This window comes from Streptomyces sp. NPDC006332, from assembly GCF_040612855.1.
Taxonomy (GTDB): Bacteria; Actinomycetota; Actinomycetes; order Streptomycetales; family Streptomycetaceae; genus Streptomyces.
The window spans coordinates 21,395-48,302 of record NZ_JBEXRA010000063.1; the positions used below are offsets into that span (position 1 = coordinate 21,395).

Genomic DNA, 26,908 nt, shown 5'->3' on the forward strand with positions numbered 1-26,908 from the left:
AAATCTGCGGCGTGGCTGCCGGCCACAAGTGCTCAATGCAGGCACATCGGATCTCGAGGGGGAGCAGAATGAAGTTCACGGCAGAAGTGTTGAGGGACCTTGCGGAGCCATCCAACGTCGCGATCCACTCGAACACGGAACTGGCCGGAGACGTGAGCATCGCGGCGGCGGACGACGACAAGCAGAGAGAGGAGAAGGATCTCGATCGGCTTCGCCGGAAGCCCGGGTTGAAGCCCATACCTGCAAAGGATCTTGGCCGACTCGCGCAACTCACACCCTGGGGTGTCCTGCACTCCTTTGGACGGGGAATCACCCTGGCACGACGCGGAGCGGGACGCGGCCTCGCCGAACACTGGGGCTGCCTGAAGTACAACCAGGCTCTCACCGGGAACTCAGACTCCTTCATGGCGCTCTCCACCGAGGGCAAGGAGACCGCGGAGTACTACAAGGCACTTCAGTCGGGAGAAGTCGGCACCGGTTTCGCGCTGGCGCTCGCTACGCGGCTTCTGAGCAGGCGGTACCCGAACCACTTCGTCTCGATCGTGCCAGCTGACACAGCTCTGCGCGCAGGGTGGGCCCTGACCAGCAGAGACACAGGTCCGAAGTCGGGCTACCGATACCGACCGCAGTTCTTCGCCGAGGTATGGAAACCCGGCGAGCCCTCTCGCGTCTTCCCGATCGCGTGCAAAGGCAACCACAGCGGGCTCTCCGCCTCTCATACTCAGCTCGCCTCGGCTTCCGCCCACGCCGAGGCTGTGCACATCGGAGCCTGGGACGAGACACCGTGTCTGGTGTTCAGCACAGAACTCCCACTCGACGGCCCGCTGACGGTCCACACCCTGGAGGCCGGCGGAGAAGGAGGTTGGCTGGACGCCCCCGAGCGCGTTCTTGATCACGCGTTGGAGGACGAGAACGTGTATCCCGGCATCCAGCCACCCGGGCAAAGCGACAAGCCTGCGGAACCCGAACCCGGCTATCACGTGAGTCCCGAACTGTACGGGTGGTTCAAACACGTGCTTGCCCGCACAGCTGCAGCCGGCCTTACCGCCTTCGCCGGAGACACAAATGCGACTATCCCGTACCTGACGAAACGACAAGGGCAACGACACTTCGCAGGCTTTACGCACGCGGCCACGGACAGCGTCCAGGACGCACGGCACCGGTTCTTCGGCATCGACTTCGTCGGCACCGACCACGTCTTCCGGCTTAACCGGAAGCGAGTCGAGGCATTCTCCGGCGTCGCGGAGGATCTCTTCCGCCACCTTGAGGAAGGACGGGTGGAACAGTACCGCCGGGAAATATACGCACGCCGGTCCGCTTGGCCACGCGACGCCTGGGCCCCACGCTGGAACGGTCCCGTCTCCATACATCCGGACGGTTCTGTACTGGGCATGCGCCTACTGCGCGATTAGTCCAAGTTGCGCGCAAGCGTTACTCGGCCCTTCCACGGGCGCAGCTCGTGGGTCTGACCCGGTCTGCGGAACAGGCTCACGAGCACCGACACGGGGCTCACGCCTTGGCACCACCCCGCAGGGCTGGCATCTAACCGAAGAGCCGCGCCGCACTGTAACGCGACCACCAGCCCGAGACTCGGACTCCATGGTCAGACCGCTAACTCTTCGTGATCCAAGCACGGGCATCCAGCAGCACGTTCACCGAGCACTCGGCTGCCGCCTTTCCTCTATCCGGGGGAACCTACGCGCTGTGGTGAAAGGATGGCGCCATGGTGCTTCAGGTGGGGGTCAAAGCGCTCCAGAGGAGACGAGATCAGCTGCGCGACTCAGCGGAGTCAGTTGACTCGAACAGCGCGCTCGGAGACGTGGCCACGGTCTGTCTCCTCCTGTTTTACGCCGCTGAGTGCGGGCTCAAGGAGCGGCTGCTCGTGCGGCACGGGCACCGCGACTCTACGGCCTTGGAGCCCACCCACGACCTTCGCAAACTCGCCAAGGAGCTGCGTTTGCCTCGGGCCATGGGCGCGCGCCTCGACCGGCTTCAGAGTTGCAGAATGCACCCGCCCACGCGTGGCTCCGTCGCTCTGGCCGATCTACATCAGGCATGGCGCTATGGTGCAAAGCTTGACTCAGCGGACGAGAAGGAAGCCCAGGAAGCGTTTCGCGCTCTGATCAGCTGGTGCGAGCAGGACTAGGGGTAGGAGTACAAGGCCGTGGCCGAACTAACTGATCTGGAGGGGCTGGCTCCCCCCGAGCATCTGTTCACATGGGTGGACGTGGAAGACCACCTGGCTCTCCTAGCGGCAGCGGGCCGGTGGCCCAGTTGGCTGCGAGCGGCGGATGGCTGGTGGGACGGCCTCGAGTTCACCGTTGTCTCCGGTACGGATGCCGAAGAAGTGAAGCAATGGTTGGACGCGGCTTTCGGAGCGGGTTCGGCCGAGTGGCTCGACGGCACGCTCGTGCTGGGGCTCGACGATCCGCGGTCGACTGAGTTTGCGGGCCTGCCCGTCACCCTCAGTCCCGAACCGGAGAACGTGATCCAGCCGCGCCGTGTCCCGCTGCTACGCGAGAAACACATCACTCCGCAGCTGGCGGACCCACTGGAACGGCCCGTCACCGCGTCCTTTGCCGACGACGTACAACTGGTGGCGTTCCATTCTTTCAAGGGCGGAGTGGGGCGTACGGTTCACGCGGTCGCCATGGCTGACGCCGTGGCCCAGCGCGGCGGCAGCGTTCTGCTGATCGACGCCGATCTTGAGGCTCCCGGAATCACATGGATGCACCGAGCCCAAGGGGGGCAACTCGACTTCTGTTACGAGGACCTGCTCGCCCTGTTGCAAGGAGGCGAGGACGGCAGCTGGTCGACGGCCGTAGACATCGCCGCCGCGTATCTGCCAAATCAGCAGGTCGGACGGTACACCAGCGGGGGGCGCGTGACCGTGATCCCCGCCAGTCGCCGGCCACTGCTTGGCCCACCCCGGATCGACCCAGCAGATCTGCTGACGCCGGGCCGCTCCCCATACTTCCTGACTGAAGCACTCGTGGCACTCGCCGCCCGCGTCGGTGCAGACACCGTCATCGTGGACCTGCGCGCAGGAGCAACCGAGTTGTCCGCTCCTGTGCTGCTCGACCCCCGTGTCCAGCGTGTTTTCGTCACCACCTTGAGCCATCAGTCACTCGCTGGAACCGAAAGACTGCTGCGGCAGCTGGGACACCGGGCGCCGACGGTGCAGGGTGTCGACCCGGCGAGCTCTGTGATCATCACTCAGTATCGGCAGGACGTACACGAGGACCAGGCGGAACGTGCACGTAGTGAACTGGGCAGTGCGCTGTTCGCGTCACTCAGGCGGCCCGACGATGAGCCGGATGCAGATGCTCACGACACCGGCGAAGTAGACACTGACCTCCTTTCTCAGCCTCTGCTCAGCCCGTTTCGCGAAGAGCTGCTCGCTCTCCCCTCCTCCTGGGACGCCGTGATGCGAGTGCTAGAGAGCTGCAAAGTTGCCGAAGTTCTAGAGCCGATCATGCCCACTCTGGATTCTCCGACTGCGTCCGGTTCAAAGGAGCTGTTGGACGCCGTCGACCTCACCACGCTGCGCAGCCGACTAGCGGAAACGGCTCAGCGGTACGTCTACGCCGAGCGAGAAGGCATGTCGTCGGCCAGTGGCTTCCTGGTGACCGATCCGCTACGCAGGCTGCTGGGAGACCACCGTACAGAGCCGCCCCAGGCGCTCGTGGTGGGTGCCAAGGGCGCCGGCAAAACCTTCATGTACGCGAAGGCATGTGCAGCCCAGTCTTGGGACAAGTTTGCCGAGCAGTCCGGCATCAACGACGTTCAACTGGGCGTGCCCGTGGTTCCGGTGCTCGAGTCGGACAACCTGGAGTATGACGACCTCACGACTCAGGACTTGCGGGACGCGTTCGTGACGGGGCACGGCGGGGAGTCGGGCCAGGCTGCCACCTCTCAGGAAATCAAGGACCGGCTGAAAAGTGGACTCACGACGCTCGATGCGCAGGACGAACTCCAATGGCGACATTTGTGGCTTGAGTGCCTGGCTATTGCGGCAGGTGTACGGCCGCCGGACAGTAGCGGCGCGGAAGCAGCTCTGACCGAGCTCGGCAAGCGAGCGCGGGCGGTGTTCGTCATCGACGGGCTCGAGGACCTGCTGCAGTCGCTCGACAACGAGTCCAAGCGAACGGCACTGCGCGTGCTGCTGATCGACGTGCTCGCCTGGCTGCGCTCGCTGCGGGGGCGCCCTCTTGGGCTGGTGGTCTTCGTCCGTCAGGATCTAGTGACACGGGCAGTGCGCCAAAACAGCGGGCAGCTGCTGGCCCGGTACGAGCCCTATGCACTGCGCTGGGACAAGGAAGAGGCACTGCGGCTCGCGCTGTGGGTCACCGCTCACGCCGGCGCGCTGCCTACGCCCTTGGCCGAATCCCAGATCACCGAACTGTCCTACGACGAGCTGGTGGAGACCCTCATTCCAGTCTGGGGCTGGAAGATGGGGACGGAAAAGTCCAAGGAAGCACGTTCACACCTCTGGGTGCCTGCAGCTCTCGGAGACTTCAATGACCAGGTGCAGGCCAGGGACGTCGTCGTGTTTCTGTCCGAGGCGGCGCAGTTGTCGATTCCTCAGACGGCGTGGGAGGACCGCGTATTGGTGCCTGGAGCTATGCGCAAGGCACTACTCGCATGCAGTACGAACAAGATCGACTCCATTCAGCAAGAGAACCAGGAAGTCGGCAATTTGTTGAGCCGACTACAGCAGGTACGTCAGCCAGTGACGGTGCCTTTCGATCTGGAGGAGGTCGGAATCTCAGTGCAGGAGGCGGACTTCCTCGTGGACTCTGGGGTTTTCGCTCGAGGCAACGACGGTCGCTACTGGGTGGCTGAGATCTACCGGCACGGCCTGGGATACGGAAGTGAGCGCAGAGCCAAAGTGCTGTGGCGACGGTGACAGCAGTAAACGTAGATGGGCTGGCCTGCGGTACGGATTCAGCACACATGAGGCCGGGAAACCCCGCGAACACGTGAGAACTACAGAGGGGTGTTTTCCCAGGCCAGGCGCCACATAGGCGATGTTTCCGCAGGTCACAGCCCCGCCCAAGGAAAACTCCTAAAGCGGGTGTCGCAGGTTCGAATCCTGCCGGGGGCACAACGCATTACCTCTCTGACCTGGTACTTGTCCCCCAGGGAGGGTGCCTAATCGGCCTCGGACTCCTCGTCCGGGGCCGTTTGCGTGAGCGACGGGTACTGCTCGGCCTGCCGCGGGTCTGGACGTCGGACCCCTTTCCGGTTCAGGCCAGGCCGAACATCTCGACGTGCACCTGTCGCGCGGGGACCCGCAGGACCGGCGAGCATGGCCCTGGTCATGGCTGGCGGGCCACTCACCGGTGTCGCGGTACCGCTGGACTGTTCCGATCCCTTGGTGCCGAGTCCACCGGGCCGGTTCCTCAGTTGTCGTGTGTTTGCTGGTCGGATGCCGACCGACGGGAAGGGAGCGCGAGTGAGATCAGCCTGCCAGAGGGATGGCAGACAGTACGCTGAACCCAGCGGGATCGGGCCCTCAGCACAGTGTCCGGGAGGTGCTTCATGACGGCCGAGATGGTGGCCCCGGCGTGGATGCATGAGCAGATCACGGCAGAGGAGTACGAGTCCTGGTCCGAGGAGCAGTGCGCTGGGATCGAGATCGTGGACGCGATGGTCATGGTGAGTCCGAGTGCGTCCAAGCGGCACAACCGGCTGGCTCGAATTCTGGCGAACGCCCTGGATGCCGCTGCGGGCCCGGAGTGGAAGGCCGACACGTACTTCGACGTCCGGCTTCAGAACGTCCCGCTCACCAATCGCCGCCCGGACGTCGTCGTGTACCGCGCAGACACGATCGACATCACCCCCACCCGCCCTGAGCACGTGCTGCTGGTCGCGGAGGTGGTGTCGCCAGGCTCGGAGACCACCGACCGGATCGTGAAGGTCGACCAGTACGCCAAGGCAGGCATCGGCTTCTACTGGCGGATCGAGCAGGCCGCGACAGGTGTTCCTCTCGTATACACCTACGTTCTCGACCCCGCGACGAAGACCTACCGGGACGGAGACGTCTTCACCGGCATCCTCAAGGTAGCGGCCCCCTTCCCGGTGGAGATCGACCTCGGCCAGGTCTGACCCACGCGCTGGTCAGCAGTCGGCAGCGCGTGAGCGATGCGTGAGCGGACGGTCCGACACAGGGCGGCATGAGCCGGGTCAAGTGGCTCGCCGTGCCGTTCTGACCAGGGGAAACAGCACCGTGCGGAGCGCCAGGTAACACCCGGCAAGGAGTCGATCCCACTCCTGAAACGGGTATGGCAGGTACGAATCCTGCCGGGGCGCCAGTCGAATGGCCCGGACCGATCATGGTCCGGGGCCTTTTACATCTGCTTCTGACATCAACGGGGCGGGTGATCGTGCCGCCGCGGTTGCCTCCCCATTCGGTGCGGTCGGGCAGCGCGGCGATCTCGACGAACCACAGCGCGACGTCGCGGCCTGCGGCGATCGCCACCGGCCTGCCGCGACGCGGAGCGGTCAGGCAGGGTCGGAAGGGGTGGCCCACTCGACGAACTGGATGACGACTCCGTTCGGATCCTTGATCTGGAACAGCCGCTCGCCCCAAGGCTCTTCACGCAGCGGCATGGTGATTTCGACGCCCTCGGTGCGCAGCCGCTTCTCCTCGTCCTCGATACCGGTGCTGGTGAAGGCGAGGATCAGGCCGGAGGCGTGCTGGTCGCGCTGGTCGGCCGGCAGCACTTCGTTGCCGCGTGCGAGCAGGACGATGTCCACCGCGGCGTCGTCGCGCGTCAGGGAGGCGAACCCATCGGCGGCGGCCTGCTCGACGTAGCCGAGGTGACTGGTGAAGAACCGCTGGGACGCGGCGACGTCGTCGACGGTGAGCGAGACGGTGGATGCGGTGATCTGCAAGACGGTTCTCCTCGTGGATTCTTCGCGGAGCCTGTCGCCGCTGGTGGGCGAGACGGTCGGGCGTGATCGTCGGTGGGGGGCCCGCACCCTCAGTAGCCGCCGCGTCGGGGCAGGTTGCGGACGGGCGGGGTGGTACGCCGGGCTCCGGCGGGGGCGGTCCGGGCGAGTTGCTGCCTGTCACGGCGACGCGGCGCGGGGATCGGCGCGGAAATCTGCGCGGGGACCGGCGCGGGGCCACTGCCGGCACGCCTGGCCAGGAGCTCTCCGAGACCGGCGGTGAGGGCGAGGGACGTGCAGGTGGGTTCGGGCATGGACTCTCCTCTTCGATCCATCGGGCGCAAACTTACAACGGAGGTAAAGTTAGCCCGAGACCCGCAAGGGTGTCAACATAAAAATGCCACGAGGGTAAGGTTGCCTCATGGATACCGACATCACATCGCCCGCGCTCCCAGCCGGCCTGCGCGAAACCAAGAAGCAGGAGACCCGGCAGCTCATCTCCGACCACGCCACCCGCCTGTTCCTCGCCCAGGGCTTCGAGCAGACCACCATCGCCGAGATCGCCGCCGCCGCACGGGTCGCCAAGAAGACGGTGACCAACTACTTCCCACGCAAGGAGGATCTGGCCCTGGACCACCAGGACGCGTTCATCGCATCCCTGGCACACACGGTGACCGCTCGACGCTCCGGCGAGTCCGCCCTGGCGGCGCTGCGCCGCGCCTTCGCCGACGCCGCCGCGGCCATGGATCCGGTCTCCGGGTTCTCAGGTCCTGCCTTCGCCCGCATGATCGCCGACAGTCCCGCCCTCTCGGCCTGCCTTCGTGGCCTGCATGACCAGCGCGAACGTGCCCTGGCCCACGCTCTCGCCGCAGCCGTGGGCGCACCGCCGAACGACATCACCGTCCAGACGGCCGCCGGACTGCTCGGCACCGTCCACCGAATCCTGTTCCAGCGCATCCAGGACCTCACCCTGGCCGAACACTCCAACGACGAGATCGCCGAAACCATCACCATGGAAGCGGCCGACGCATTCGACATGCTGGAACCGGCCCTCGCCGATTACGCCGTCGCCTGAACAGGGCGTCGATCGGGCAGGCCCGGCGGCTGCGGGGGGGGGCGGGATGTTCCCGCTGTGTGCTCAGCTTCACATGCCGGGCCGCCGTGCCTCGCGGTCCAGTTCACCGCGGAGGTCCGTGAAGGCTGGCCCCCTGTCCGCGCCGCACGTCCGCGGCCTGCGGCGAGAGGTCGGCCTGTGCTGCCGACCCTCAATGGAGTCCGGTCGAGCAACGGACCTGCCTAGCACCAAGGTTTGCCGGATGGTGAGGTGAGCGACGGCCACCGCTCGGCGGCCCACTCCAGCCATCCTGACCACCCAGGAGGCGGACCTCCTACCTCCTGTCCGTCGAGTTCCGTGGCGTCTGGCTCCTCGAACAGCGTCCTCCAGTGCGAGAGGTCCGTCTCGCTCATCGCGAAGGTCTGATCAGGGGTGGTCGACTGGCGATGGGCGATCCGAGCGCGTTGGGTCTCATGGTCCACCGGAACGTACACGAGGTGACAGGACGCACCCACGGACATCACCAACCAGCGGATGGCGGACCTCTCGTCACGAGACCAGCATCCGAAATCCAGGACCACGTTCGTTCCCAGCTTCAGCGCCTCCAGCGCCAGCCAGAGCAGCCGTCCTTCCAGCACCTCGCGCTTACCGGCCGGCTGCGGATCGCCGAACAGGGGGAGCATCCAATCATCCGGCGTCAGCCGCAGCGCGTTGTGGTCCTGGGCCAACTGTCGTGCGGTCGTGGTCTTTCCGGCTCCGGGCAGGCCAACCGTCAGGAACAGCGTCGTCACACCCAGATCTTGTCACCAAGGCCAAGTGTCCCGGCCTCCGTCCCAGCCCAGGGAACACATTGAGCTTCGGCTCGGTCACCGTCCGTCAGGGTGCGGTGAACAGTGCGGGGAAGCCCGGCGCGAGCCAGGGCTTGCGTCCCCAGGCGAGGACCTTGCCGCGGGCGATGGCGCCGGTGGCGCTGCGTCTGCCCAGGGCGATCAGGAAGAACGTGATCGGGTCGAGCATGATCGTGCAGTCGGGACGGCGCGGGGGCTCGGCATGCACGGCCACCTCGCCGTTGGTGAAGGTCACCGTGAATCTGGAGAGGCCGCGCAACCTCAGCTCGTAGCAGGCACTTTGACCGGCAGCCGCTCGTGCGTCGACGACGCGGGGCATCGCGGTGGTCAGGAATGGCATCGCCAAATCGACCCTGTCACGGTCGATCATGTGTGGTCGGTCTAATGCCGCCGCGATGTCATAGCCGTGTCCGAGCATGTGGGCCAGCAGGTAGGAGCTGAGCGTTCCCAAGTCCATGGGTCCCAGAGGTGTCACCGTTGGCGTGTCCGCCGGCCGCAGGTCCGCCGCCTCGGTGAATGCCCGTGCGTGCTGGACGATGCCGCCCGCCAGGACGGAGGGATCGCGTTCGGGGAAGGCAACCAGCGAGGCGGCGTTGGCCGCCGCAAGTCCCCCTGGTGTGCCGTCGCCGTATACCAGCTCATGCCCTTCGGCAACAGCAGCCATCAGCTTGTTGGCCAGGAGCAGATGCGCCGCGGACTCTCCAACCGTCCATTCGGCCCCGGGAATGGGCACCGTGGCATCGGTACACGAGCGGAGTAACCGGGCTATCTCCTCGGCTACGACACAAATGGCTTCAGGCAGCCGCGATTGCATGGCAGGTTCATGATGAGGGGCGGTCATAGCAGGGAAGGGTGTACCAGTCCTTCGCATCTGTCCAGGTACACCGATCGATCTGGGAGCTGGTGCCGCATCAGGCAACGTTTGCCCTGGTGACTACTTCGCGTAGGCGTTCGTCGACGGCGTGCTGGTTCCGCCGGATCATGTAGCGGCGGATCATGCTGCCTGGGCCTTGTGGCTGGCGGCGTAGTCAGTGCCGTCGAGGGGGAAGTAGCGCAGGGTGGTGAACTGGGCCTCGATCCGGTTGAGCCACGACTGATGGGACGACAGGCAGGTCCACTCACCGCGGTCCGGAAGCTGGGAGGGTGGCGACGGGCGCCTGGGGGGTGCGGGAGGGTGTGCTGAGTGACTGACGGCCGGACCGACCGCTGCCGCGGTGACTGTTTGTACGCTGCGGAATCGCGCGTATCGAAGGGGGAGAAGGCATTTTGTACAGCACGCTCGCGAGCACCACGAATTACGGCATCCCGTTCCTGATCATCGCCGTTCCCTTCGGCATCGTGTCGCTTCTGTTCATCCCACAGCAGCTGCGAAACCGTCGGCTGAGGAAGAACGGGGTGCACACCGTGGCCGTCTGCAAGGAGCGCATACGTCGCGGTGGTACGGCTGTGGAGCTGCTGAACTGCTCCTTCCGGACGGCCGACGGCGAGGAGGTCTGGGTACTCGTCACCGCCCCGAAGCCGCCGCCGTGGGAAGGCGAGGAGGTTCCCGTCGTGTTCGATGCGCGTAACCCGTCGTCCGCCGAGAGCGCGTACTACTTGGCCTCCTTCGGATCCCGCGTGGGTCTCGTGATCCAGTCCGTCTGCGGTTTGTTGCTCGTGGCGGCGGCCGTGGCGGGAGCGCTTTCCTGACAACGTTCAGTGGGAGCACTGCTGTCGGGCCTGCGGAGGCATGATCTCAAGTGAACAGCGGCCCGTCTGTGCGGGACTGGCCCTCAACGTCCCCGTAGACAGGCCAGCACGATCCCGATCGCAGACAGCACCGCGCCCAGGACGACAAACCACGTTGGCATCAACTCGAGCCCCTTGTAGGCGATGGGGGCTGTCATGGGCATCGGACCTCCTTGGGCGGGAGCAGTCTTCGATTGCCCGGTATCAAGGTCGAGATGCCGGCCAGGGCCAGCGGGTGCGCAGGCCGTCGACGCCCTCGGAACTGGTGTCACCGCCCCTCCTGTCGGCGTGGGGCTCCCAGCGCCATCGAGCCACCCGGCGGCATCCCGTCGGAGGCCACGATGTGTCACAGGTCCCGGGCCGGTGAGCGGTACGGTCCTGCGCCACGTTCCGCCGTCCGCGGCGCCGCGCGCTCCTCGGACGGGGCGAGCCAGAACAGGACGGGCGGAAGACCGAGCTCGATCACCGCGAGCGCGATCTGGAACCACTGCGGCGGGCCGTGGACCGCCAGGGAGATCAGCCGGCCGAGCCCACCGAGCAGGAAGGCGGCGGAGAGGGCGCGCACTGCCGTCGCGGGGATCGGCCGCTGCCGGGCGGCCCAGAGCCAGGCCAGTCCGTAGCCGGCGAAGCTCGCCCCCATGAACCGCCCCCAGCTGTCGACGGTCGCCCCGGCAGAGCCCGCGCCCGGGATGGCCGCGTTGCCGAGGGCGACATGGAACAGCCCGATCGCCACACACGACCACCCCATGAGCTGTACGAGTACGCGCAGAGCCCTGGCCATTGGTCCATCACCCTGTCTTGGTCCGACGCCTGGGTCTGACGTCTTGGTTTCCGACGTCTTGGTCCGACGCCATAGTTGACGTGTGTCTACTAAGCTCGGCATCAGCCTGAGCGAATAAATAGGCGCGTGTCAAGTAAGCTTTCGCCCGTGCCTCCCCGCCGGCGCCTCAGCCCCGCCGACCGCCGCGCCCAGCTCCTCGCCGTCGGTGCGCGGATGTTCGCAGCCCGCCCCTACGAGGACGTGCTGATGGAAGACGTCGCCCAGCAGGCCGGCGTCTCGCGTGCCCTGCTCTACCGTCACTTCCCGAGTAAGCGCGAGCTCTTCGCCGCGGTCTACCAGCAGGCCGCCGACCGGCTGCTCGCCGAGACGAAGCTCGACCCCGCCGACTCGCTCGTCGGGCAACTCGTCCAGGGGATGGACATCCACCTCGACTACTTCGTGGCCAACCGCCACGCCGTCCTCGCCGCGAACCGGGTGCTCGCGGGCGACCCGGTCATCCAGACGATCATGACCGGCGAGCTGGACGCGCTCCGCGCCCGCCTGCTCGCCGTGCTGCCCCTCGCGGACGAGAGCGCGCGCCGAACCGTCTCGGCCGTGCTGAAGAGCTGGTTGGTCTTCGTACAGATCCTCGTCGTCGACTGGCTCACCGAGCAGACCTGCTCCCGCACCGAGCTCCGCGACATCTGCGTCGGCGCCGTCCTCGGCGCCCTGCGCCCCCTGCTCCCTGCGGACCGCCTGCCGAACTGGCCCTGAACCGCGTGCGGAGCATCGCCGGGTGGAGGTGCGCGGCATCCGGCTGCATGTCGCCGAGTACGGGACCGGGGTGGCTTTGCGGTCGGCGTCGCCGGGAGGAACGCGGAACTCGCGCAACAGGGGTACCAGGTGGGTCGTGTTCAGGTCTCTCCGGCGGCTTCCGCGGCCGGCTCCGCGTCGATGCGGAGGTGCAGCTGGTCGGCCACGCTGGTCAAGGAGGCTCCCAGGGGGAGCGCGACGCGGGTGAGGGCGTGCTGGTCGCCGCGGGTGGGGTCCCGGTTGACGATGACGACGGGTTTGGCGGCCTGGGCCGCCTGGCGGACGAACCGTAGCCCTGACATCACGGTCAGGGAGGAGCCCAGCACCAGAAGTGATCTCGCCTCCCGGACCAGTCGGCGGCACTGCTCGACCCGGGGAGCTGGAACCGTCTCACCGAAGAACACCACGTCCGGCTTGAGGACTCCGCCGCAGATCAGGCAGGGCAGTACGCGGAAGTCGCCGACCTGTGCGTCGGTGAGGTCGGCGTCGCCGTCGGGGTTGATTCCGGCGACTGTCGGTGCGAAGCCCGTGTTGGCCTCTTCGAGACGCAGGGCGAGTGCGCGGCGCGGGCTGACAGCGCCGCAGGACAGGCAGACGACCCGGCTCAGGCTGCCGTGCAGCTCGACGACGTCCTCGCTGCCCGCGGCCTGGTGCAGGCCGTCGACGTTCTGGCTGATCACACCCGAGAGCAGCCCGTGTCGCTCGAACGCCGCCACGGCCCGGTGCCCGGCGTTGGGGCGGGCACGACCGAAGGTGCGCCAGCCGAGGTGACTGCGCGCCCAGTATCGACGACGGGCCTGGGCACTGGCGGTGAAGTCCTGATAGGTCATCGGCGTGTGCCGACCCAGGCTCCCGCCCTCGCCCCGGTAGTCGGGGATGCCCGACTCCGTGGAGATGCCGGCCCCGCTGAGCACCAGCACACCGCCCGCGCGCAGAAGATCGACGACCGGCGCCAGATCCGTGGTGCTGGGCGGCAGGTCCTCGGCAGGGGTCCAGCTCAGGGTGGGACGCATGCGCATGCCGCAAGGGTACGGAAGCCCGGCGGGCACAGACGTCGCCACGATCAAGAGTCGGCGCCGCAGCCCGCACCCCTTCCCCAGGCATCACTGGGAAACGGACATCACCTCATGGACCGCCCTCTCACAGATCCCACTCGTCGGCCAGCAGCCCCAGAAGCCGTCGCTGCCGCTTCTGCAGCAGTGCCGGCGCCCACTCCTGGTGTTGCAACACCTGGCTGGTCAGGGCGAACGTGGAGACTCCGTGCCTGCCGGTGAAGTACTTGGCCTTCTTCTCGGTGAAGTCGTAGTTCTGGGCGTAGGCGTTCTTCGTCCGGTTGAGCAGGACGAGGTTGCCCAGTCGGTGTGTCCACTCGGCGCGCTGCTCGCCGGTGAAGTTCCGCAGCCACTGCGACCCCTGCTTCGGGTTCTGGGGCAGCACGTGCTCGACGGTGATCAGGGCGTGGTCGTACGAGACTCCGGGCTTTCCGGCCAGCATCTCGTCCAGGCGCAGCAGGATGTACTTACGGGTCCTGGTGACGAGGTAGATGTCGCCGTCCAGGCGTGCGAGTGTGTCGGCCTTTTCCGCGTCCGTCAGGGCGAAGGACGTCGCGTCCAGGCCCCTGCCCGCGTCGAGTTCGCGCAGGAGGTCCGCGTAACGCGTGACGCGGGGGGTGGTGTAGACGCGGCGGATGAACATGCTTGCCGTCAGCCGCTCCAGTGCGCCGAAGAAGCCGTCGAGCCAGGCAGGGTCGTCACCGTGGTTACGCAGCGCCCACAGGGCCGCGGGCCGCCAGTCGTTGTTGTCGACCTGCTGGAGGCGTTTGAACCAGGCGTTGACCTGTTCCGCTCCGGTGGACGCGGAGTAGCTGGCGTCGCGGATCTGCACGTAGGCGTCCGCGTACGGCACGACGACGTCGTTGACGAACGACTCGGCCTTGCCGGGCAGGTAGTGGCTGAGCACCTGCTCGGGGAATTCCTTGAGCAGTTCGCGCTCGGCCCGCTTCATGGCGAACACCATGCGCAGGTGGAGGAAGAGGTCGGCGAAGTCGTCCCGCCCCAGGGCCTCTTCCGCGTCTTCCCACTTGCGGGCGCACTCCTCCGAGGTCTTCTCGTCCAGAGCGCCGATGATGTGCGACTTGAAGATGTCGGTGGGGGAAAGGTCCATGCCCCGGGAGTTCATGACGCTGAAGATGCGGTGGGCGCTGTCCAGATCGGGGGTGCTGACGACGACCAGGAAAGTGCGCTCGCCCAGCATCTGCACGAGGTCCAGTCGTCGCTCCTCCGACCAGCCGGCGAGTTTCGCGTTCAGCTCCGTCGCGTTGCGCAGGACGGCCTTTTGCGCGTCCGTCGGCAGCGTCTCCTCCTTCAGGGCCCGCAGTTCCTCGGTGGCTCCCCTGGTCTGGACGTACCGGAGGAAGAAGCTCGCGTCGCGCTTGCGCAGGGTGAGCCGGGGCTTGGGAGCGAGCCGCCGGACCTTGTTGCCGGGCTCCGTGACCAGTTTGTCGAGATCGCCGCGCAGGTCGGGGTCCTCCGTCAGGTCGCGGAGGAGGGCGAGCAGGATGGTGAGGGTGGTGAGGCGCTGCTGGCCGTCGATGACCTCGGCGGGCGCGTCGCCCTTGGCCTTGACGAGCACGATGGAGCCGAGGAAGTACGGCTCGTCCGTTCCCCTGTCCAGCGACTCCTCCAAGTCGGTGAGCAACTGAACGGCCTGCTCGACGTCCCAGGCGTAGGGCCGCTGATAGTCCGGGATCCGGAAGTCGTAGTCGCTGCTGAAGACCTTGTGCAGGGAAACTTCCTGTGCCTCTAGTTGCTGCATGTCCCCAGGATGTACGCGCTATTGACGCCGTGTCCAAGGAATCCGGCGAGCTGCGCGATGCGTGGGAGGGGTGTGGTCCTGTCCTGGGCGCGGTGACGGCACCGACACCGCAGGGGCTGGGCGTCGCGGCGCAGGTCATGGAGCCGGGTCGGAGGCCTCCGGCTCCCTGGTGAGTCGGGTGGCCAGGTAATAGGCGACGGTGACGTCCTGGTATTCCTGGCCGGGGGTGACCGGGTCCGGGAGGTGGGTGCGGTGGCTGTGGCTCGTCGACTCTCGCGTGCCGGTGCCGGGGAAGTGGACGGCTGTCTGGGGTGCCTGGGTGAAGCGGAGCCGTTCGGCGTGGACCGTCGACCGGAACAAGGTGTCCCCCGGGATCCCGGGTTGCGCGCCTCGCGTTCAGGGCGGCTCCTCGGCCTCCCTGGCGGCGTGACGGCGACCGGGCCTTCGTGGCAGTTTCCCGTCCTCTCCGCGCACCCGGCGCTTGCGGGGGCGATCATGGCTCCGGTCGGACCGCCCCTGCTCGTCCTCCTCGCCCTTGCGTGCGGCGCGCGGCTCGGGTGACTCGGCCGACTCGGCCGCTTCCTTCGGGGCGTTCGCCGCGTCAGTGGCGCCGGCAACGGTGTCGCCGGCGTCCCGTGCCGTGTCGGTTGCCGTCTCCGTCTCACCCCCGGCCTGTTCGGCCGCCCGTCCGGCGGCGCCGCCCGCCGCTTCGCCGGCGCTTTCGACGGTTCGGCTCGTCTGGCGGCCTGCGTCCTCCGCCGCACGGCCTGCGCCACGGCCTGCATCCTCTGCCGCGCGGCCTACGCCAGGGCCTGCATCCTCCGCCGCGCGCCCTGCGCCACGGCCTGCATCCTCCGCCGCGCGCCCCGCGCCACCGCCCACGTCCTGGGCGGCCTTCCCGGCCCCCTGCCCGACATCCTGCGCTGCGGAGCCGACGCCCCGGCCCGCCTCCTGGGCAGCACCTCCGACGCCCCGACCCGCCTCCTGAACAGCACCCCCGGCGCCCTCCCCCACATCCCGCACCGCGGACCCCGCGCCCTCCCCCACGTCCTGCACCGCGGACCCCGCACCCTCCCCCACGTCCTGCACCGCGGACCCCGCACCTTCGCCCACATCCCGCACCGCGGACCCCGCACCCTCGCCGACCTCCTGGACGGCCTTTCCGGCGCCCGCGCCCACCTCCCCCACGGCCTGACCGGCTCCGCCGCCGACGTCCTGTACGGCGGACCCGACTCCTCGCGCCAGCTCGTGCAGGATCTCCGGGTTGCGGTCCAGCGTGGTGAGTACGCGGTCGATGATCTTTGCGACGTGGTGGAGACGCACCTTGAGCTGGGCCTGGGCCTCGACGCCCGAGATGCCCAGGTGCACGCGGCCGAGCGTGACGTCGGCGCCGACATTCAGTTTGAGCAGGTCCAGCACCTCGGCCTGCAGTGAGACATGCGCCCGCAGGTCCTCGACGTCCAGGTCGATCTCGTCGACCTTCAGGATCGGAACGTCGAGGAAGACGTCAGGGCTCGCACCGGCTGCGTCCTCCTCGTCGTAGGCCTCGGGGTCGGCGTACTCGTCACCGTCCTCGGCGCCGAGTTCGTCGGCGTGCTCGTCGTCGTACTCCTCGTACTCCTCGACGGAGCCCTCGTCGTTCTCGGCGTTGCCGCGCATCGCCACGCCTCCGCGGTTTTGTCGTATATTTCTACCATTTTGGACCAAGATGAGGGCCCGTGCGCGGCCAGTAGCGGCCACCCAGGCCGGGCAGCGAGAACGGCTGGGTCAGCGACGCCGCTCAGTGGCGCGTCCGCTACGACACCACCCGGAGGTCACGGTCCCCGCGGGCGCCGAGCACGCCGAGCACGCCGAGCACGCCGCGAGCATCGGCTGGGCCCCGGCCTCGGACGGCCGGTACGACCTCACGGTCTGCGCGGCGACCCGCTTCGGCATCCAACTGGCGCCCTACGACTACTACTTCACCGTGAACTGACACCTGGAACGACCTGGAATCGGCATGCCCCGGCCCGTCGGATACGGCCTGCCGTTCGGGTCAGCCGCACGTCACCAGGAATTTTTCCGCTTTTTCTGTCTCGTCCGCTTTTGTCACTGAAATGGGTGGTTACGCGTAGGAGAGCGACAGGAGCAAGGAGAACACCAATGATCACTCGCGACCAGATCTCTACTGTTCTGGATCATCCCGTTTATGACGGGACCGGCAACAAGATCGGTGACGCCAAGCACGTCTTCTTCGACGATGTGACCGGTGAGCCCGAATGGGTGACCGTGAAGACCGGTTTCTTCGGCACCAGCGAGTCGTTCGTGCCGATCCACGACGGGACCCTGGTGGAGGACCACCTGGAGGTGCCCTTCGCCAAGGACACCGTCAAGGAGGCACCGAACGTCGACGTGGATGCCGGCGGACATCTGTCCGAAGAGGAAGAGCACCGCCTGTACGAGTACTACGGCATCGACTGGGACACCGCCTGGCAGCAGGCCAACCAGCGCGGCCAGGCCGGCTTGGCAGGCACTGGCACCGCCGCGCAGACCCAGGCCACCGCCGGGAGAGAACCCGCCGGTGATGACGCGATGACGCGCTCCGAGGAGGAGATGCACGTCGGTGTCGAGCGCCGCGCGACCGGTCGGGCACGCCTGCGCAAGTTCGTCGTCACCGAGGAAGTCCAGAAGACGGTCCCCGTGCGCCACGAGGAAGTCCGCGTGGAGCACGAGCCGATCACCGACGCCAACCGGGACGCGGCCATGTCCGGCACCGACATCACCGAGGCCGAACACGAGGTGACCATCCACGAGGAGCGTCCCGTCGTGGAGACGGAGACCGTTCCCGTCGAACGCGTGCGGCTGGACACCGAGGAACGTACCGAGGAAGAAACCGTCCGTGGCGAGGTCCGCAAGGAGCGGATCGAGACCGAGCTCCCCGAGGAGACCGACGAGACCGGCGGGACCACCGGCGGGACCGGCAAGAGCTGACGTCTACACCGACTGACCTGTACGAGGACGCCGGGCGGGGCGTGTACCCATGGCGTGTACCCATGGCCCCGTCCGGACGACGAGATGCACATGACACTTGCGCGCTCATTACCCGATGACCCCGCCGAGTGGTGGATCCTCATGGGCGTCCTCGTTCTCTACGTGGTCGCCCGCTGGTTCTTCGCCTGGCTGCACGCCCGGCGCGAGGGCGACGACCACCCCATGCGGGCCGCGATCGCCGAGGAGGACGAGCCTGGCACCGAGGTGGCGGGCGGGTTCCGTTCCTACCGCCAGTTCTCCGGCTTCGTCGGCAGCGCCGTCGCGGTGTTCCTGGTCGCCGCCCTGACCGAGGGACGGCTCCGCGTCGTGCTGCTGTGCGTCATGGTTCCACTGCTGGTCACGGGGCTGTCGTACCTCGACTTCCGTCAGGCCCGAAAGGCGCGCCAAGGAGCGTGAGAAGGGGGCGAGGGTCACCCGCGTGCGTGACGAACGCGTGAGTTGCGCGTGAGCCGTCGCTGGGAGTGTGGGCCGTCCGTAAGGACAGTCTGGCGAAGGGGATTCCAGTGACCGTGATGGCCGAGACGGACAGCGTGGGGGCCGCGTTGGGTGCGCTCACCTTCGAGCGCACCGTGGCGAAAGGGCTCGTACACCGACGGGCGCTGTCGGAGGTGTTCCTGACCGACAGCGCGGCGGTCGACGACGGTCACTTCGTGGCCGGAGCGCAGCTGCCGCCGTTCCACGCCTACTACACCGACCACACGACCTGGTCCGCGGTCGATCCGCTGTTCCTGCTGGAGTGCTGCCGCCAGGCCGAGACGCACGCGGTGCACGCGCACTTCGGGGCGCCGGACGGCACCAAGTTCGTGCTCCAGCAGTGGTCGATGGAGCTGCCGGGCCTGGCCGCGCTGGAGCGTGCGCACGGGCCGGCCGAGGTGACGATCGCGGCCACGACGCACGATGCGCAGTGGGTCGGGGGGTCGCTGCGGGGTCTGCGGTACCGCATGGCGATCACCGTGTCCGGGCGGCCGGTGGGTGAGGTGACGATGCGGGTGAAGTACGTCGCCGACAGCGTGTACGGGATGCTCCGCGGTCGACGGGACGGCGGTGTCACGCCGACGTCCGAGTCGTACCGCCGCCCGGTCACGGAGGGCCTGGTGAGGCCCGCGCGGGTGGGCCGGGAGCGGCAGGAGAACGTGGTGCTGCTCGACCCGGTCACCGACGGCCGGCAGGTTCGGGCACGGCTGCTGGTGGCCGGCGGGCACCCCAGCCTGTTCGACCACGCCCAGGACCACGTGCCCGGCATGGTGCTGATGGAGGCGGGACGGCAGAGCGCCCTGCTGACCGCCGAGGAACTCTTCGGAGCCCCTGCGGCGTCGTGGTCGGTCTCCGGTCTTGAGGCCTCGTTCGAGGCTTACGCGGAACTCGACGAGCCCCTCACGGTGGTCGCCGACGGCTCGGAGCAGGCGGCCGGCGTTGCCGGGGCCGTCTCGGTACCCGTGACGTTCGAGCAGGGCGGGCGCGGGGTCGCCCGGGCCGTCTTCACGCTGGAGGGTGAGGGCGCGGGACGGTAACCGCGAAAAGACTGTCCGGGCCCCTGGGGTGGGGCCCGGACAGTCTGGTGTTCCGCGTGCGGGCCTACGCGTCCTGCCCGGCGGCGGACTGGTCCAGGTCACGGTCGCGGACCATGGTGAAGATGGCGACCGCACCGGCGAGGGCCACGCAAGCCAGCACCACGTAGACGACGCTCCAACCGTGCTGGAGACCCTGTACCGCCCGGTCCACCAGGTCCTGTCCGCCGCTCGCGCGCACCGAACCCAGCCGACCCTGGACCACGTCGTCGGCCATCGTGCCGCTGTCCGGGCCTCCGCCGACCGTCCCGCTGTCGCCCGCGGACAACTGCTGACGGGTCGAGGTGAGCAGCAGTCCGCCCACACACGCGACGCCGATCGTCTCACCGGCGACCCGGAGGGTGTTGAACATGCCCGACGCCATACCGCTGCGCTCGGCCGGTACGACGCTGACCGCCGCGTTGTCCATGACGCCGAAGGCGAGACCGATGCCGATACCGGCCAGCAGCAGCGCCGCGTACAGCCCGGTGCGGGACGACACCGGGTCGGTGAACGTCATCAGCAGCAGGGCGACGGCCAGCACCGCCGGCCCGACGGCGAGCAGCGTCCGTACGGACAGCAGCCGGACCAGGGTGGGGGTGAACAGCGGCAGGATGAAGACCGGCAGCGTCAGCGGCAGCAGCATCGCGCCGGACATCGTCGATCCCGCGCCGCCCGCGCCCTGGAAGTAGGGCGGCAGGTAGACGAGGAGGGCAGCGAACGCGAAGACGATGCTCACCGGCTGCCAGATGATCGCGACGAACGTGGGGCGCCGCAGCAGGCTCAGGTCGAACATCGGCTCGGCGACGCGCAGTTCCACCACGACGAACAGGGCGAGGAACAGCGCCGCGCCCGCGAAGGAGCCGAGCGTGACGGCTCCGCCCCACCCCTGTGAGGGTCCCTCGACGAAGCCGAGGGCGAGCAGCATCAGGGCCAGGGTGAAGGTCAGTACGCCGGGCAGGTCGACGCGTCGCGCGTCCGGGTTCTTCGACTCGGGCAGCGGTCGGGCCAGGACCAGTACGACCGCGCCGAGCAGGACGTTGACCAGGAACACGGCGTGCCAGGACGCCACGCCCACCAGCAGGCCGGACACGAACGGTCCCATCGCCAGGCCGAACCCGATCGAGGCACCGAAGATGCCGAACGCCCTGGCTCGGGCGGCCCCGCTGAAGGTGTGGGCGAGCAGCGCGGAACCGCTGGTCAGTACCGCTGCCGCGCCCATGCCCTGAACGAAACGCGCCAGGTCCACGAGCAGGATGGTGGGAGCGGTGCCCGCGACCAGCGAGGCCAGCGCGAAGACGGCCGTGCCGCTCAGGAAGAGGCGGCGGCGCCCGAAGAGGTCGGCCGCGGAACCGGCGGCGAGCATGAAGGCGGTGAACGCCACGTTGTAGGCGTTCAGCACCCACTGGGTGGAGGCGGCGGAGGCGTGCAGCGCGCCGGACATGTCGGCGAGGGCGACGCCCGGCCCGGTGACGGAGATGGGCAGCATCACGGCTGCCAGGGCGATGGCCACCAGCACCCGGGTGGGGCCGACGGCGTCGCGGCCCGGGGGTGTGGTCCGGCCTTCCGGGGTGCGGGCGGCGCTGTCCGCCCGAGAGGTGGTCTGTGTGGGGGCGGTCCTGGGGGGTGCGAGTTCGGAATCAGCAGGTGACTGGGACATCGAAACCTAACCGGGGGGAAGTACGGGCTGGCGGGTCGGGGGCGTGGTCAGAGCCGGGAGGCCGGCCGTGGGGCCTCGTCCGCCGACGGGGGCGCGGCCGGCGAGGCGTCCTCTGCGGTGAGGACGTCGCCGAGCTCCGCGAACGAGGTCACCTGCGCGTCGATGAAGGACCCGAACGCCGAGACGTCGTCGTCCGAGAAGACGGCGCCGCGCATCAGCACCGTACGCAGTCCCGCGATCTTGGCCGCACGCAGGGCGAGCGGGGAGTCGTCGACCAGCAGCCACTGCGCCGGGTCCGTCACGCCCTCGGCCGCGAGCAGGGCCGCGTAGGTGTCCGGGTCGGCCTTGGAGGAGTGGTCGAGCGCCACGTAGTCCTCGGGCCCGAACAGTCCGTCGAGCAGTGAGCGGCGCGCGGTGGTGCGGTCCATGGTGGAGAACACCCGCAGCCGCGTGCCCCGCGCACGCTGCTGCGCGCAGAACACCTCCACGCCCTCGCCGAGGGTCAGCGGCGTGCCCCGGACCGAGGTCAGCGACCTGAGCGCGTCGATCTCGGCGTTCAGGTGCCGTTCGATGCCGAGGCCGGTGAACAGCACGCGCAGGCTCTCCCGCTGGGGAAAGGTGCTGATGGCCTTGAACTGCGTGACCGTCGCCTCGATCGGCAACTCGGTGTGGCGGTTGATGCCCTCGTGCAGTGCGAGCAGAAGCAGGCTCGACGCGTTCAGGCTCAGCACTCCGTCGAAGTCCAGCAGCACGGTCTGCGGGGAAGCGGCGCGGTCCAAGGCGTAACTCCTGGGTGGGGAAGGGGGACGCGGCCGGGAGGGGCGAGACCGCGTGGGGGCGGGGAGGCAGGGGCGCCGACGGGTGCCGGACGGGCCGGGTGGCGGCCCGTCCGGCGGGTGGTGCGGCGCGTGGGTTCAGACGCGCCAGACGGACCGCTCGGCGGCCTCGGCGTCGAGGGTGCGCAGCAGGTCCTCGTCGATGGAGTGCAGCGAGTCGACGATGTGCCGGGCGCCGGTCTCACGCATCAGCTGGGGCTGGAAGCTGTGCTCGAAGGAGCTGGGGTGGCCGATGAAGGGGATCTCGAGGGCCTTGGCGACCTCCGCCACCCGGGCCACGTCGTCGATGAACAGCACGTCGTCGTACTTCAGGCCGAAGACCTCGGTGGTGATCTCGCGCAGGCCGGGGCGGAAGTCGTTGGTGCAGACGTAGCCGGGCTCGTCGAAGAGGTCGGCGTACTCGCCCAGGAAGTGGTCGAAGTGCGACTTGTCGAGGCCGCCGTAGCTGACCGTCTTCAGGCCGAGCGCGCGCAGCCGGCGCAGCAGGTCGATCGCGCCGTCGAGCAGCTCGACCGGGTGCTCGCGGGTGTACTCCTCGCGCTCCTTGAAGTAGACGTCGATCGCCTCCTGGGCGGTCCACGGGACGCGGGCCGCGTTCGCCATGCCCTGGCCGCCCACCAGCTGCGGCTGGGAGAAGATGCTGCGCTCGACGTCGGGGGTGTACTCGCCGCCGCGGCTGACGATGAAGTTGTGGATGACGGGGCTGAAGGTGTCGTTCAGCAGGACGCCGTCGATGTTGACGGCGGCCAGCTTGAGCTGCTTGAGCTTCTCTGCCATGGAATTCCTCGTTAGGTAGGGCCGGGCCGCGGGACGGCACCGGGACGTGCGGGGGTAAATGGGGGGCGAGGGCCTGGGGCCCGTCAGCCGCCGACGGTCGCCATGCCCGCCGGGTCGTAGCGGTCGCCGGAGACGACGTCGCTGGGCACCGCGGCCGACACTTCGGCGAGTTGCTCGTCGGTGAGCCGCAGGTCGGCGGCGGCGACGTTCTCGCGCAGGTAGCCGATCCGGCGGGTGCCCGGGATGGGGACGATGTCGTCGCCCTGGGCCAGCAGCCAGGCCAGGGCCAGCTGTACGGGGCTGCAGCCGTAGAGGTCGGCGAGTTCACGGAGCCGCTCGACCATCCGGACGTTGCGCTCCAGGTGCTCCTGCTGGAAGCGGGGGTGGGAGTGCCGGAAGTCGGTGGGGTCGAGGTCCTCGGGCCGGGTGATCGCGCCGGTCAGGAAACCCCGTCCGATCGGCGAGTACGCCACGAGCGAGGTGCCCAGTTCCCGGGCCACCGGCAGGACCTCTTCCTCCACCTCGCGGGTCCACAGCGAGTACTCGGTCTGCAGCGCCGCGATGGGGTGGACGGCGTGCGCCCTGCGCAGGGTGTCCGCGGTCACCTCGGAAAGCCCCAGGTGGCCGACCTTGCCGGCCCGCACCAGCTCCGCCATGGCTCCGACGGTCTCCTCGACGGGGATGTCGGGGCTCTTGCGGTGGAGGTAGTAGAGGTCGATGTGGTCGACGCCCAGGCGCTGCAGCGAGGCGTCGACGGCCCGCCGGCAGTGCTCCGGGCTGGAGTCGATCTTCCGGCCCTCCCGCGGGTCGCTGTCGTCGCGCCGGATGCCGAACTTGGTCGCGAGGACCACCTGGTCGCGGCGGTCCGCGATGGCCCGGCCCACCAGACGCTCGTTGTGGCCCTTGCCGTACATGTCGGCGGTGTCGAGCAGCGTCACACCGCTGTCCAGGGCCGCCTGAAGGGTGGCCAGGCTCTCGGCCTCGTCGGTCGGACCGTAGAACTCCGACATCCCCATGCAGCCGAGGCCGATGGCGGAGACCACCGGACCGTTCGTTCCTATCCTGCGTTGCTGCACTGACGTTCTCCTCGTGCGCGGTCGTGGGCCGGGTCGGGTGAAGGCGTGTCCGGAGTGCGGGTGCGCCTGCGCGGCGGCACGGGCTGTTCCGGACGGATTCCATGCTGGCGGCGCGTACTTACGCACTGCTCATGTGCCGCTCACGGCCGACGTGAGCGGCACATGTGCCCTGCGTGGGCCGTCGGTGAGGGAAAGCGGAGCCCGCGTTGCCACAGTGAGAACTCCGACGAGCGCCACAGCGTGGTCGGCGCACCACGACAGCAGCCAGGAGGAACAACGCAGTGACGGCTACGACAGCGACAACGGCTGTGGCTGACAGCCGCACCTCGAAGACGTCCCACGGTGACGGAGACGCCGGATGACCGGGTCGGACCGCGCGGCGGTCGTCGCCGGCCTGGGCAGCTGGGTCCCGTCCACGGTGGTCACCAACGACGACCTCGCCCGGCAACTGGACACCTCGGACGAGTGGATCAGCAGCCGGACCGGGATCCGCCGGCGGCACGTCGTCGACCCGGGCGGATCGACCGGTGACCTCGCCGTGGAGGCCGGACGCCGGGCCCTGAAGTCCGCGGGCGAGGAGCGGGCCGACATCGTCGTGGTCGCCACCAGCACCCCGGACCGCCCCTGCCCGGCCACCGCGCCGGAAGTCGCCGACCGGCTGGGGCTCGACGGTGTCGGCGCGTTCGACATCGCCGCCGTGTGCACGGGCTTCGTCTACGCGCTGGGCGCGGCGGCCGGTTTCATCCAGGCGGGCTTCGCCGAATCCGTCCTGGTCATCGGGGCGGACACGTTCTCCACCATCCTCAACCCGGCCGACCGTACGACCAGGGCCATTTTCGGGGACGGCGCCGGAGCGGTGTACCTGCGGGCCGGGCAGGCGACGGAGCCGGGTGCCCTCACGGGGCTGCACCTCGGCAGCGACGGCGGCCAGAGCGACCTCATCCAGGTGGCGGCCGGCGGTTCACGGCAGCGTTCCACCGGTCTGCCGGCCGCCGCGGAGGCCACGTATTTCACGATGGAGGGCCGTCCGGTCTTCGCGGAGGCCGTGCGCCACATGGCGGCCTCCGTGACGACGACGGCCGGCGCCGCGGGCTGGGCGGTCGAGGACCTCGACAAGGTCGTCCTGCACCAGGCCAACGCGCGCATCCTGGCGGCGGTCGCCGAGCGTCTCGACGTACCGCTCGACCGGTTCCCCGCCAACATCGAGCGGGTCGGCAACACCGTCGCGGCCTCGATCCCGCTGGTCCTGGCGGACGCGTCGGCCGACGGCGAACTGCTCCCCGGCCAGCGGGTCGTGCTCGGCGGGTTCGGCGGGGGTCTCACCTGGGGGTCGGTGGCCCTCGTATGGCCCGACATCACGGCGGTCTGACGCCGGTCGCCACCTCGGCAGGGCCACCCTCGCCTCTCATCGCTCACCGCACAGATCAGTTCACCTTCATCACTCATCGCGTCACAAGGAGAAACACCATGCAGGCAATCGCGGAGCGGGTCTCGGTCCTTCTCTCGGACCAGTTCAAGGTCAAGCCGGAGATCATCGTGTCCGAGGTGACCCTCGGCAAACTGTCCTTCGACTCCCTGGTCCTGATCGAGCTCGGCCTCGTTCTGGACAAGGAGTTCGGCGTGGAGATCGAGGACGGTGAGCTCACCGAGCAGCACACCCTGGACGACCTGGTCCAGCTCCTGTCGGCCAAGGGAGCGGCGGTCTGATGGCGGACGGTCGTACGAACGGCATAGCCGTCACCGGTCTGGGTCTGGTGACCCCGGCCGGGATCGGTGTGGCGGAGAACTGGGAGCGGGTGCTGTCAGGGCGTTCCTGCGCAACCCGCGACCCGGCACTCGACGCGCTGTCGGTCGACTTCTCCTGCCGGGTGCCGGGTTTCGACGCCGGTGAACTGCTGGGCGGCTTCGCCGGCTGGCAGCTGGAGCGCTTCGTCCAACTCGCCATCGTGGCCTCGCGGATGGCCGTCGCCGACGCGGGCTGGGACTCCACGTCGTGGGACGGTGCCCGGGTGGGGGTGGTGCTCGGCAACTCGCTCGGCGGCGCCGCCACCTTCGCCGAGCAGCACGACACGCTGCGCGCTCGTGGCGCCGAGAAGGTCTCGCCGCTCCTGGTGACGAAGTACATGCCGAACATGGTCGCGGGCTATGTGGCGATTGACTGCGGTGCCCGGGGGCCGAGTCTGGTCACCGCCACCGCGTGCGCGTCCGGCGCGACCGCCATCGGCACCGCCCGGGACCTGCTGCGTTCCGGGGCCTGCGACATCGTGCTGGCGGGCGCCAGCGAGTCGGCGCTCACTCCGACGGTGATGGCCGGTCTGTGCAAGATGGGCGCGCTGTCCAAGTCGGGGGACGCGCCCGAGCACGCCGGTAAACCGTTCGACGCGGAGCGGGACGGTTTCGTGGCCGCGGAGGCGGCCGGCGTGCTCGTCCTGGAGCGGGAGGCTGACGCCCGTGCCCGGGGCGCGTCGGTCCGCGCCGTCGTCAGTGGGTACGCGTCCTCGTCCGACGCCCACCACGCCACCGCCCCGCACCCCGACGGGGAGGGCATCGAGCGGGCCCTGCGCGCCGCCCTGGCGGACGCCGGTGTGGACCCCTCGGACGTCCGCCACGTCAACGCGCACGGCACCGCCACCGCGATGAACGACCTGGTCGAGGGCCGGATGCTGCGCCGCGTCCTGGGCGACACACCCCTGGTCACGTCGACCAAGGGAGTCACCGGCCACGCGCTGGCGGCCGCGGGGGCCATCGAGGCGGCGTACACGGTGCTGGCCGTGCAGCACGGCACGGTGCCGCCGACGGCGAACCTGAAGAACCCGGACCCCGCCATCGAGTTGGACGTGGTCAGCGGTGAGCCCCGGACCACCCCGGTGGACGTCGCCGTCAGCACGTCGCTGGGGTTCGGCGGCCACAACGCCGCGCTCGTCATCACGTCGGCCTGAGCCCCACCGCGGGCCGGGCCGTCCGGGCCGGGAGCCGTGCGCCCCGCCCCGCGCCCCCCGGCCCGCCCCCCCCGCCCCCCACCCCCCCCCCACCCCCCCCCCCCCCCCCACCGCCGGGAGAACAAACCA

At 68.7% G+C, this 26,908-nt stretch carries 27 protein-coding genes and 1 pseudogene; 14 read left to right on the plus strand and 14 right to left on the minus strand.

Annotation, left to right across the window (positions count from 1 at the left end):
- Nucleotides 1-68 precede the first annotated feature (68 nt).
- The 4 genes from ABZ027_RS36910 (at nt 69) to ABZ027_RS36925 (ending at nt 6,111) form a co-directional block, all read left to right on the plus strand.
- Nucleotides 69-1,412, plus strand: coding sequence for a hypothetical protein (locus ABZ027_RS36910; protein ID WP_356776269.1), 1,344 nt, complete (start codon nt 69-71; stop codon nt 1,410-1,412).
- Nucleotides 1,413-1,723: 311 nt separating this feature from the next.
- Nucleotides 1,724-2,146 (plus strand): hypothetical protein, encoded by a 423-nt coding sequence (locus ABZ027_RS36915; protein WP_356776271.1) that lies wholly within the window; start codon nt 1,724-1,726, stop codon nt 2,144-2,146.
- An 18-nt stretch (nt 2,147-2,164) separates the two neighbouring features.
- Nucleotides 2,165-4,909, plus strand: a complete 2,745-nt coding sequence (locus ABZ027_RS36920; RefSeq protein ID WP_356776273.1) for an AAA family ATPase — start codon at nt 2,165-2,167, stop codon at nt 4,907-4,909.
- A 635-nt stretch (nt 4,910-5,544) separates the two neighbouring features.
- Complete coding sequence (locus tag ABZ027_RS36925) at nt 5,545-6,111, plus strand: Uma2 family endonuclease (RefSeq protein ID WP_356776275.1); 567 nt, start codon at nt 5,545-5,547, stop codon at nt 6,109-6,111.
- Between the two features lie 396 nt (nt 6,112-6,507).
- On the opposite strand, the gene ABZ027_RS36930 is transcribed toward ABZ027_RS36925, so the two are convergent.
- Nucleotides 6,508-6,900 (minus strand): VOC family protein, encoded by a 393-nt coding sequence (locus ABZ027_RS36930; protein WP_356776277.1) that lies wholly within the window; start codon nt 6,898-6,900, stop codon nt 6,508-6,510.
- 89 nt (nt 6,901-6,989) lie between these two features.
- Nucleotides 6,990-7,211 (minus strand): hypothetical protein, encoded by a 222-nt coding sequence (locus ABZ027_RS36935; protein WP_356776279.1) that lies wholly within the window; start codon nt 7,209-7,211, stop codon nt 6,990-6,992.
- A gap of 107 nt (nt 7,212-7,318) precedes the next feature.
- Here ABZ027_RS36935 and ABZ027_RS36940 point away from each other — a divergent pair, with 107 nt between their 5' ends.
- Entirely contained in the window at nt 7,319-7,972 is a 654-nt protein-coding gene (locus ABZ027_RS36940) for a TetR/AcrR family transcriptional regulator (protein WP_356776281.1), read from the plus strand.
- Between the two features lie 221 nt (nt 7,973-8,193).
- On the opposite strand, the gene ABZ027_RS36945 is transcribed toward ABZ027_RS36940, so the two are convergent.
- The 3 genes and pseudogenes from ABZ027_RS36945 to ABZ027_RS36955 form a co-directional block, all read right to left on the minus strand.
- Nucleotides 8,194-8,742 carry an ATP-binding protein gene (locus ABZ027_RS36945; protein WP_356776283.1) on the minus strand — a complete coding sequence of 183 codons (549 nt, stop codon included), beginning with the start codon at nt 8,740-8,742 and terminating at the stop codon, nt 8,194-8,196.
- 85 nt (nt 8,743-8,827) lie between these two features.
- The gene (locus ABZ027_RS36950) at nt 8,828-9,640 is read right to left on the minus strand and encodes a maleylpyruvate isomerase family mycothiol-dependent enzyme (RefSeq protein ID WP_356776285.1); all 813 of its coding nucleotides are present in this window, start codon (nt 9,638-9,640) and stop codon (nt 8,828-8,830) included.
- 70 nt (nt 9,641-9,710) lie between these two features.
- Nucleotides 9,711-9,901 (minus strand): annotated as a pseudogene (locus tag ABZ027_RS36955) (transposase); the annotation flags it as partial.
- Between the two features lie 164 nt (nt 9,902-10,065).
- On the opposite strand from ABZ027_RS36955, the gene ABZ027_RS36960 reads away from it, so the two are divergent.
- Nucleotides 10,066-10,488, plus strand: a complete 423-nt coding sequence (locus ABZ027_RS36960; protein ID WP_356776287.1) for a hypothetical protein — start codon at nt 10,066-10,068, stop codon at nt 10,486-10,488.
- 385 nt (nt 10,489-10,873) lie between these two features.
- Here the strand turns inward: ABZ027_RS36960 and ABZ027_RS36965 are convergent, their stop codons facing one another.
- Nucleotides 10,874-11,308 (minus strand): DUF4345 domain-containing protein, encoded by a 435-nt coding sequence (locus tag ABZ027_RS36965; RefSeq protein WP_356776289.1) that lies wholly within the window; start codon nt 11,306-11,308, stop codon nt 10,874-10,876.
- 147 nt (nt 11,309-11,455) lie between these two features.
- Between ABZ027_RS36965 and ABZ027_RS36970 the strand changes: the two genes are divergently transcribed.
- Complete coding sequence (locus tag ABZ027_RS36970; RefSeq protein WP_356776291.1) at nt 11,456-12,061, plus strand: helix-turn-helix domain-containing protein; 606 nt, start codon at nt 11,456-11,458, stop codon at nt 12,059-12,061.
- A 140-nt stretch (nt 12,062-12,201) separates the two neighbouring features.
- Here ABZ027_RS36970 and ABZ027_RS36975 read toward each other — a convergent pair whose 3' ends face one another.
- The 4 genes from ABZ027_RS36975 to ABZ027_RS36990 all read right to left on the minus strand — a co-directional run bounded on the left by ABZ027_RS36975 (nt 12,202) and on the right by ABZ027_RS36990 (nt 16,573).
- A complete protein-coding gene (locus ABZ027_RS36975; RefSeq protein WP_356776293.1) occupies nt 12,202-13,119 on the minus strand; it encodes an NAD-dependent protein deacetylase in 918 nt (305 codons plus the stop codon).
- A gap of 121 nt (nt 13,120-13,240) precedes the next feature.
- Entirely contained in the window at nt 13,241-14,914 is a 1,674-nt protein-coding gene (locus ABZ027_RS36980; protein WP_356776295.1) for a DUF262 domain-containing protein, read from the minus strand.
- A 135-nt stretch (nt 14,915-15,049) separates the two neighbouring features.
- Nucleotides 15,050-15,274, minus strand: coding sequence for a hypothetical protein (locus ABZ027_RS36985; protein WP_356776297.1), 225 nt, complete (start codon nt 15,272-15,274; stop codon nt 15,050-15,052).
- 36 nt (nt 15,275-15,310) lie between these two features.
- On the minus strand, nt 15,311-16,573 hold the full coding sequence (locus ABZ027_RS36990) for a hypothetical protein (RefSeq protein WP_356776299.1): 1,263 nt from the start codon (nt 16,571-16,573) through the stop codon (nt 15,311-15,313).
- A 49-nt stretch (nt 16,574-16,622) separates the two neighbouring features.
- On the opposite strand from ABZ027_RS36990, the gene ABZ027_RS36995 reads away from it, so the two are divergent.
- The 4 genes from ABZ027_RS36995 (at nt 16,623) to ABZ027_RS37010 (ending at nt 19,455) form a co-directional block, all read left to right on the plus strand.
- Nucleotides 16,623-16,889: a hypothetical protein gene (locus ABZ027_RS36995; protein ID WP_356776301.1), complete on the plus strand. Its 267-nt coding sequence runs from the start codon at nt 16,623-16,625 to the stop codon at nt 16,887-16,889.
- Nucleotides 16,890-17,056: 167 nt separating this feature from the next.
- Nucleotides 17,057-17,884 (plus strand): PRC and DUF2382 domain-containing protein, encoded by an 828-nt coding sequence (locus ABZ027_RS37000; protein ID WP_356776303.1) that lies wholly within the window; start codon nt 17,057-17,059, stop codon nt 17,882-17,884.
- A 90-nt stretch (nt 17,885-17,974) separates the two neighbouring features.
- The gene (locus ABZ027_RS37005; RefSeq protein WP_356776305.1) at nt 17,975-18,340 is read left to right on the plus strand and encodes a hypothetical protein; all 366 of its coding nucleotides are present in this window, start codon (nt 17,975-17,977) and stop codon (nt 18,338-18,340) included.
- Between the two features lie 116 nt (nt 18,341-18,456).
- Nucleotides 18,457-19,455 (plus strand): ScbA/BarX family gamma-butyrolactone biosynthesis protein, encoded by a 999-nt coding sequence (locus ABZ027_RS37010; RefSeq protein ID WP_356776321.1) that lies wholly within the window; start codon nt 18,457-18,459, stop codon nt 19,453-19,455.
- A gap of 64 nt (nt 19,456-19,519) precedes the next feature.
- On the opposite strand, the gene ABZ027_RS37015 is transcribed toward ABZ027_RS37010, so the two are convergent.
- The 4 genes from ABZ027_RS37015 to ABZ027_RS37030 form a co-directional block, all read right to left on the minus strand.
- A complete protein-coding gene (locus tag ABZ027_RS37015) occupies nt 19,520-21,151 on the minus strand; it encodes an MFS transporter (protein ID WP_356776307.1) in 1,632 nt (543 codons plus the stop codon).
- A gap of 47 nt (nt 21,152-21,198) precedes the next feature.
- On the minus strand, nt 21,199-21,930 hold the full coding sequence (locus ABZ027_RS37020; RefSeq protein WP_356776309.1) for an HAD-IA family hydrolase: 732 nt from the start codon (nt 21,928-21,930) through the stop codon (nt 21,199-21,201).
- Between the two features lie 135 nt (nt 21,931-22,065).
- A complete protein-coding gene (locus tag ABZ027_RS37025; RefSeq protein WP_356776311.1) occupies nt 22,066-22,764 on the minus strand; it encodes an HAD family phosphatase in 699 nt (232 codons plus the stop codon).
- Nucleotides 22,765-22,847: 83 nt separating this feature from the next.
- On the minus strand, nt 22,848-23,840 hold the full coding sequence (locus ABZ027_RS37030) for an aldo/keto reductase (protein WP_356776313.1): 993 nt from the start codon (nt 23,838-23,840) through the stop codon (nt 22,848-22,850).
- A 358-nt stretch (nt 23,841-24,198) separates the two neighbouring features.
- On the opposite strand from ABZ027_RS37030, the gene ABZ027_RS37035 reads away from it, so the two are divergent.
- From ABZ027_RS37035 to ABZ027_RS37045, 3 genes are all read left to right on the plus strand, one after another.
- Nucleotides 24,199-25,209, plus strand: a complete 1,011-nt coding sequence (locus ABZ027_RS37035) for a beta-ketoacyl-ACP synthase III (RefSeq protein WP_356776315.1) — start codon at nt 24,199-24,201, stop codon at nt 25,207-25,209.
- Nucleotides 25,210-25,307: 98 nt separating this feature from the next.
- Nucleotides 25,308-25,547, plus strand: a complete 240-nt coding sequence (locus tag ABZ027_RS37040) for a phosphopantetheine-binding protein (RefSeq protein WP_356776317.1) — start codon at nt 25,308-25,310, stop codon at nt 25,545-25,547.
- The gene (locus ABZ027_RS37045) at nt 25,547-26,779 is read left to right on the plus strand and encodes a beta-ketoacyl-[acyl-carrier-protein] synthase family protein (RefSeq protein ID WP_356776319.1); all 1,233 of its coding nucleotides are present in this window, start codon (nt 25,547-25,549) and stop codon (nt 26,777-26,779) included. The genes ABZ027_RS37040 and ABZ027_RS37045 overlap by 1 nt, the downstream gene beginning before the upstream one ends.
- The last annotated feature ends 129 nt before the right edge of the window (nt 26,780-26,908 follow it).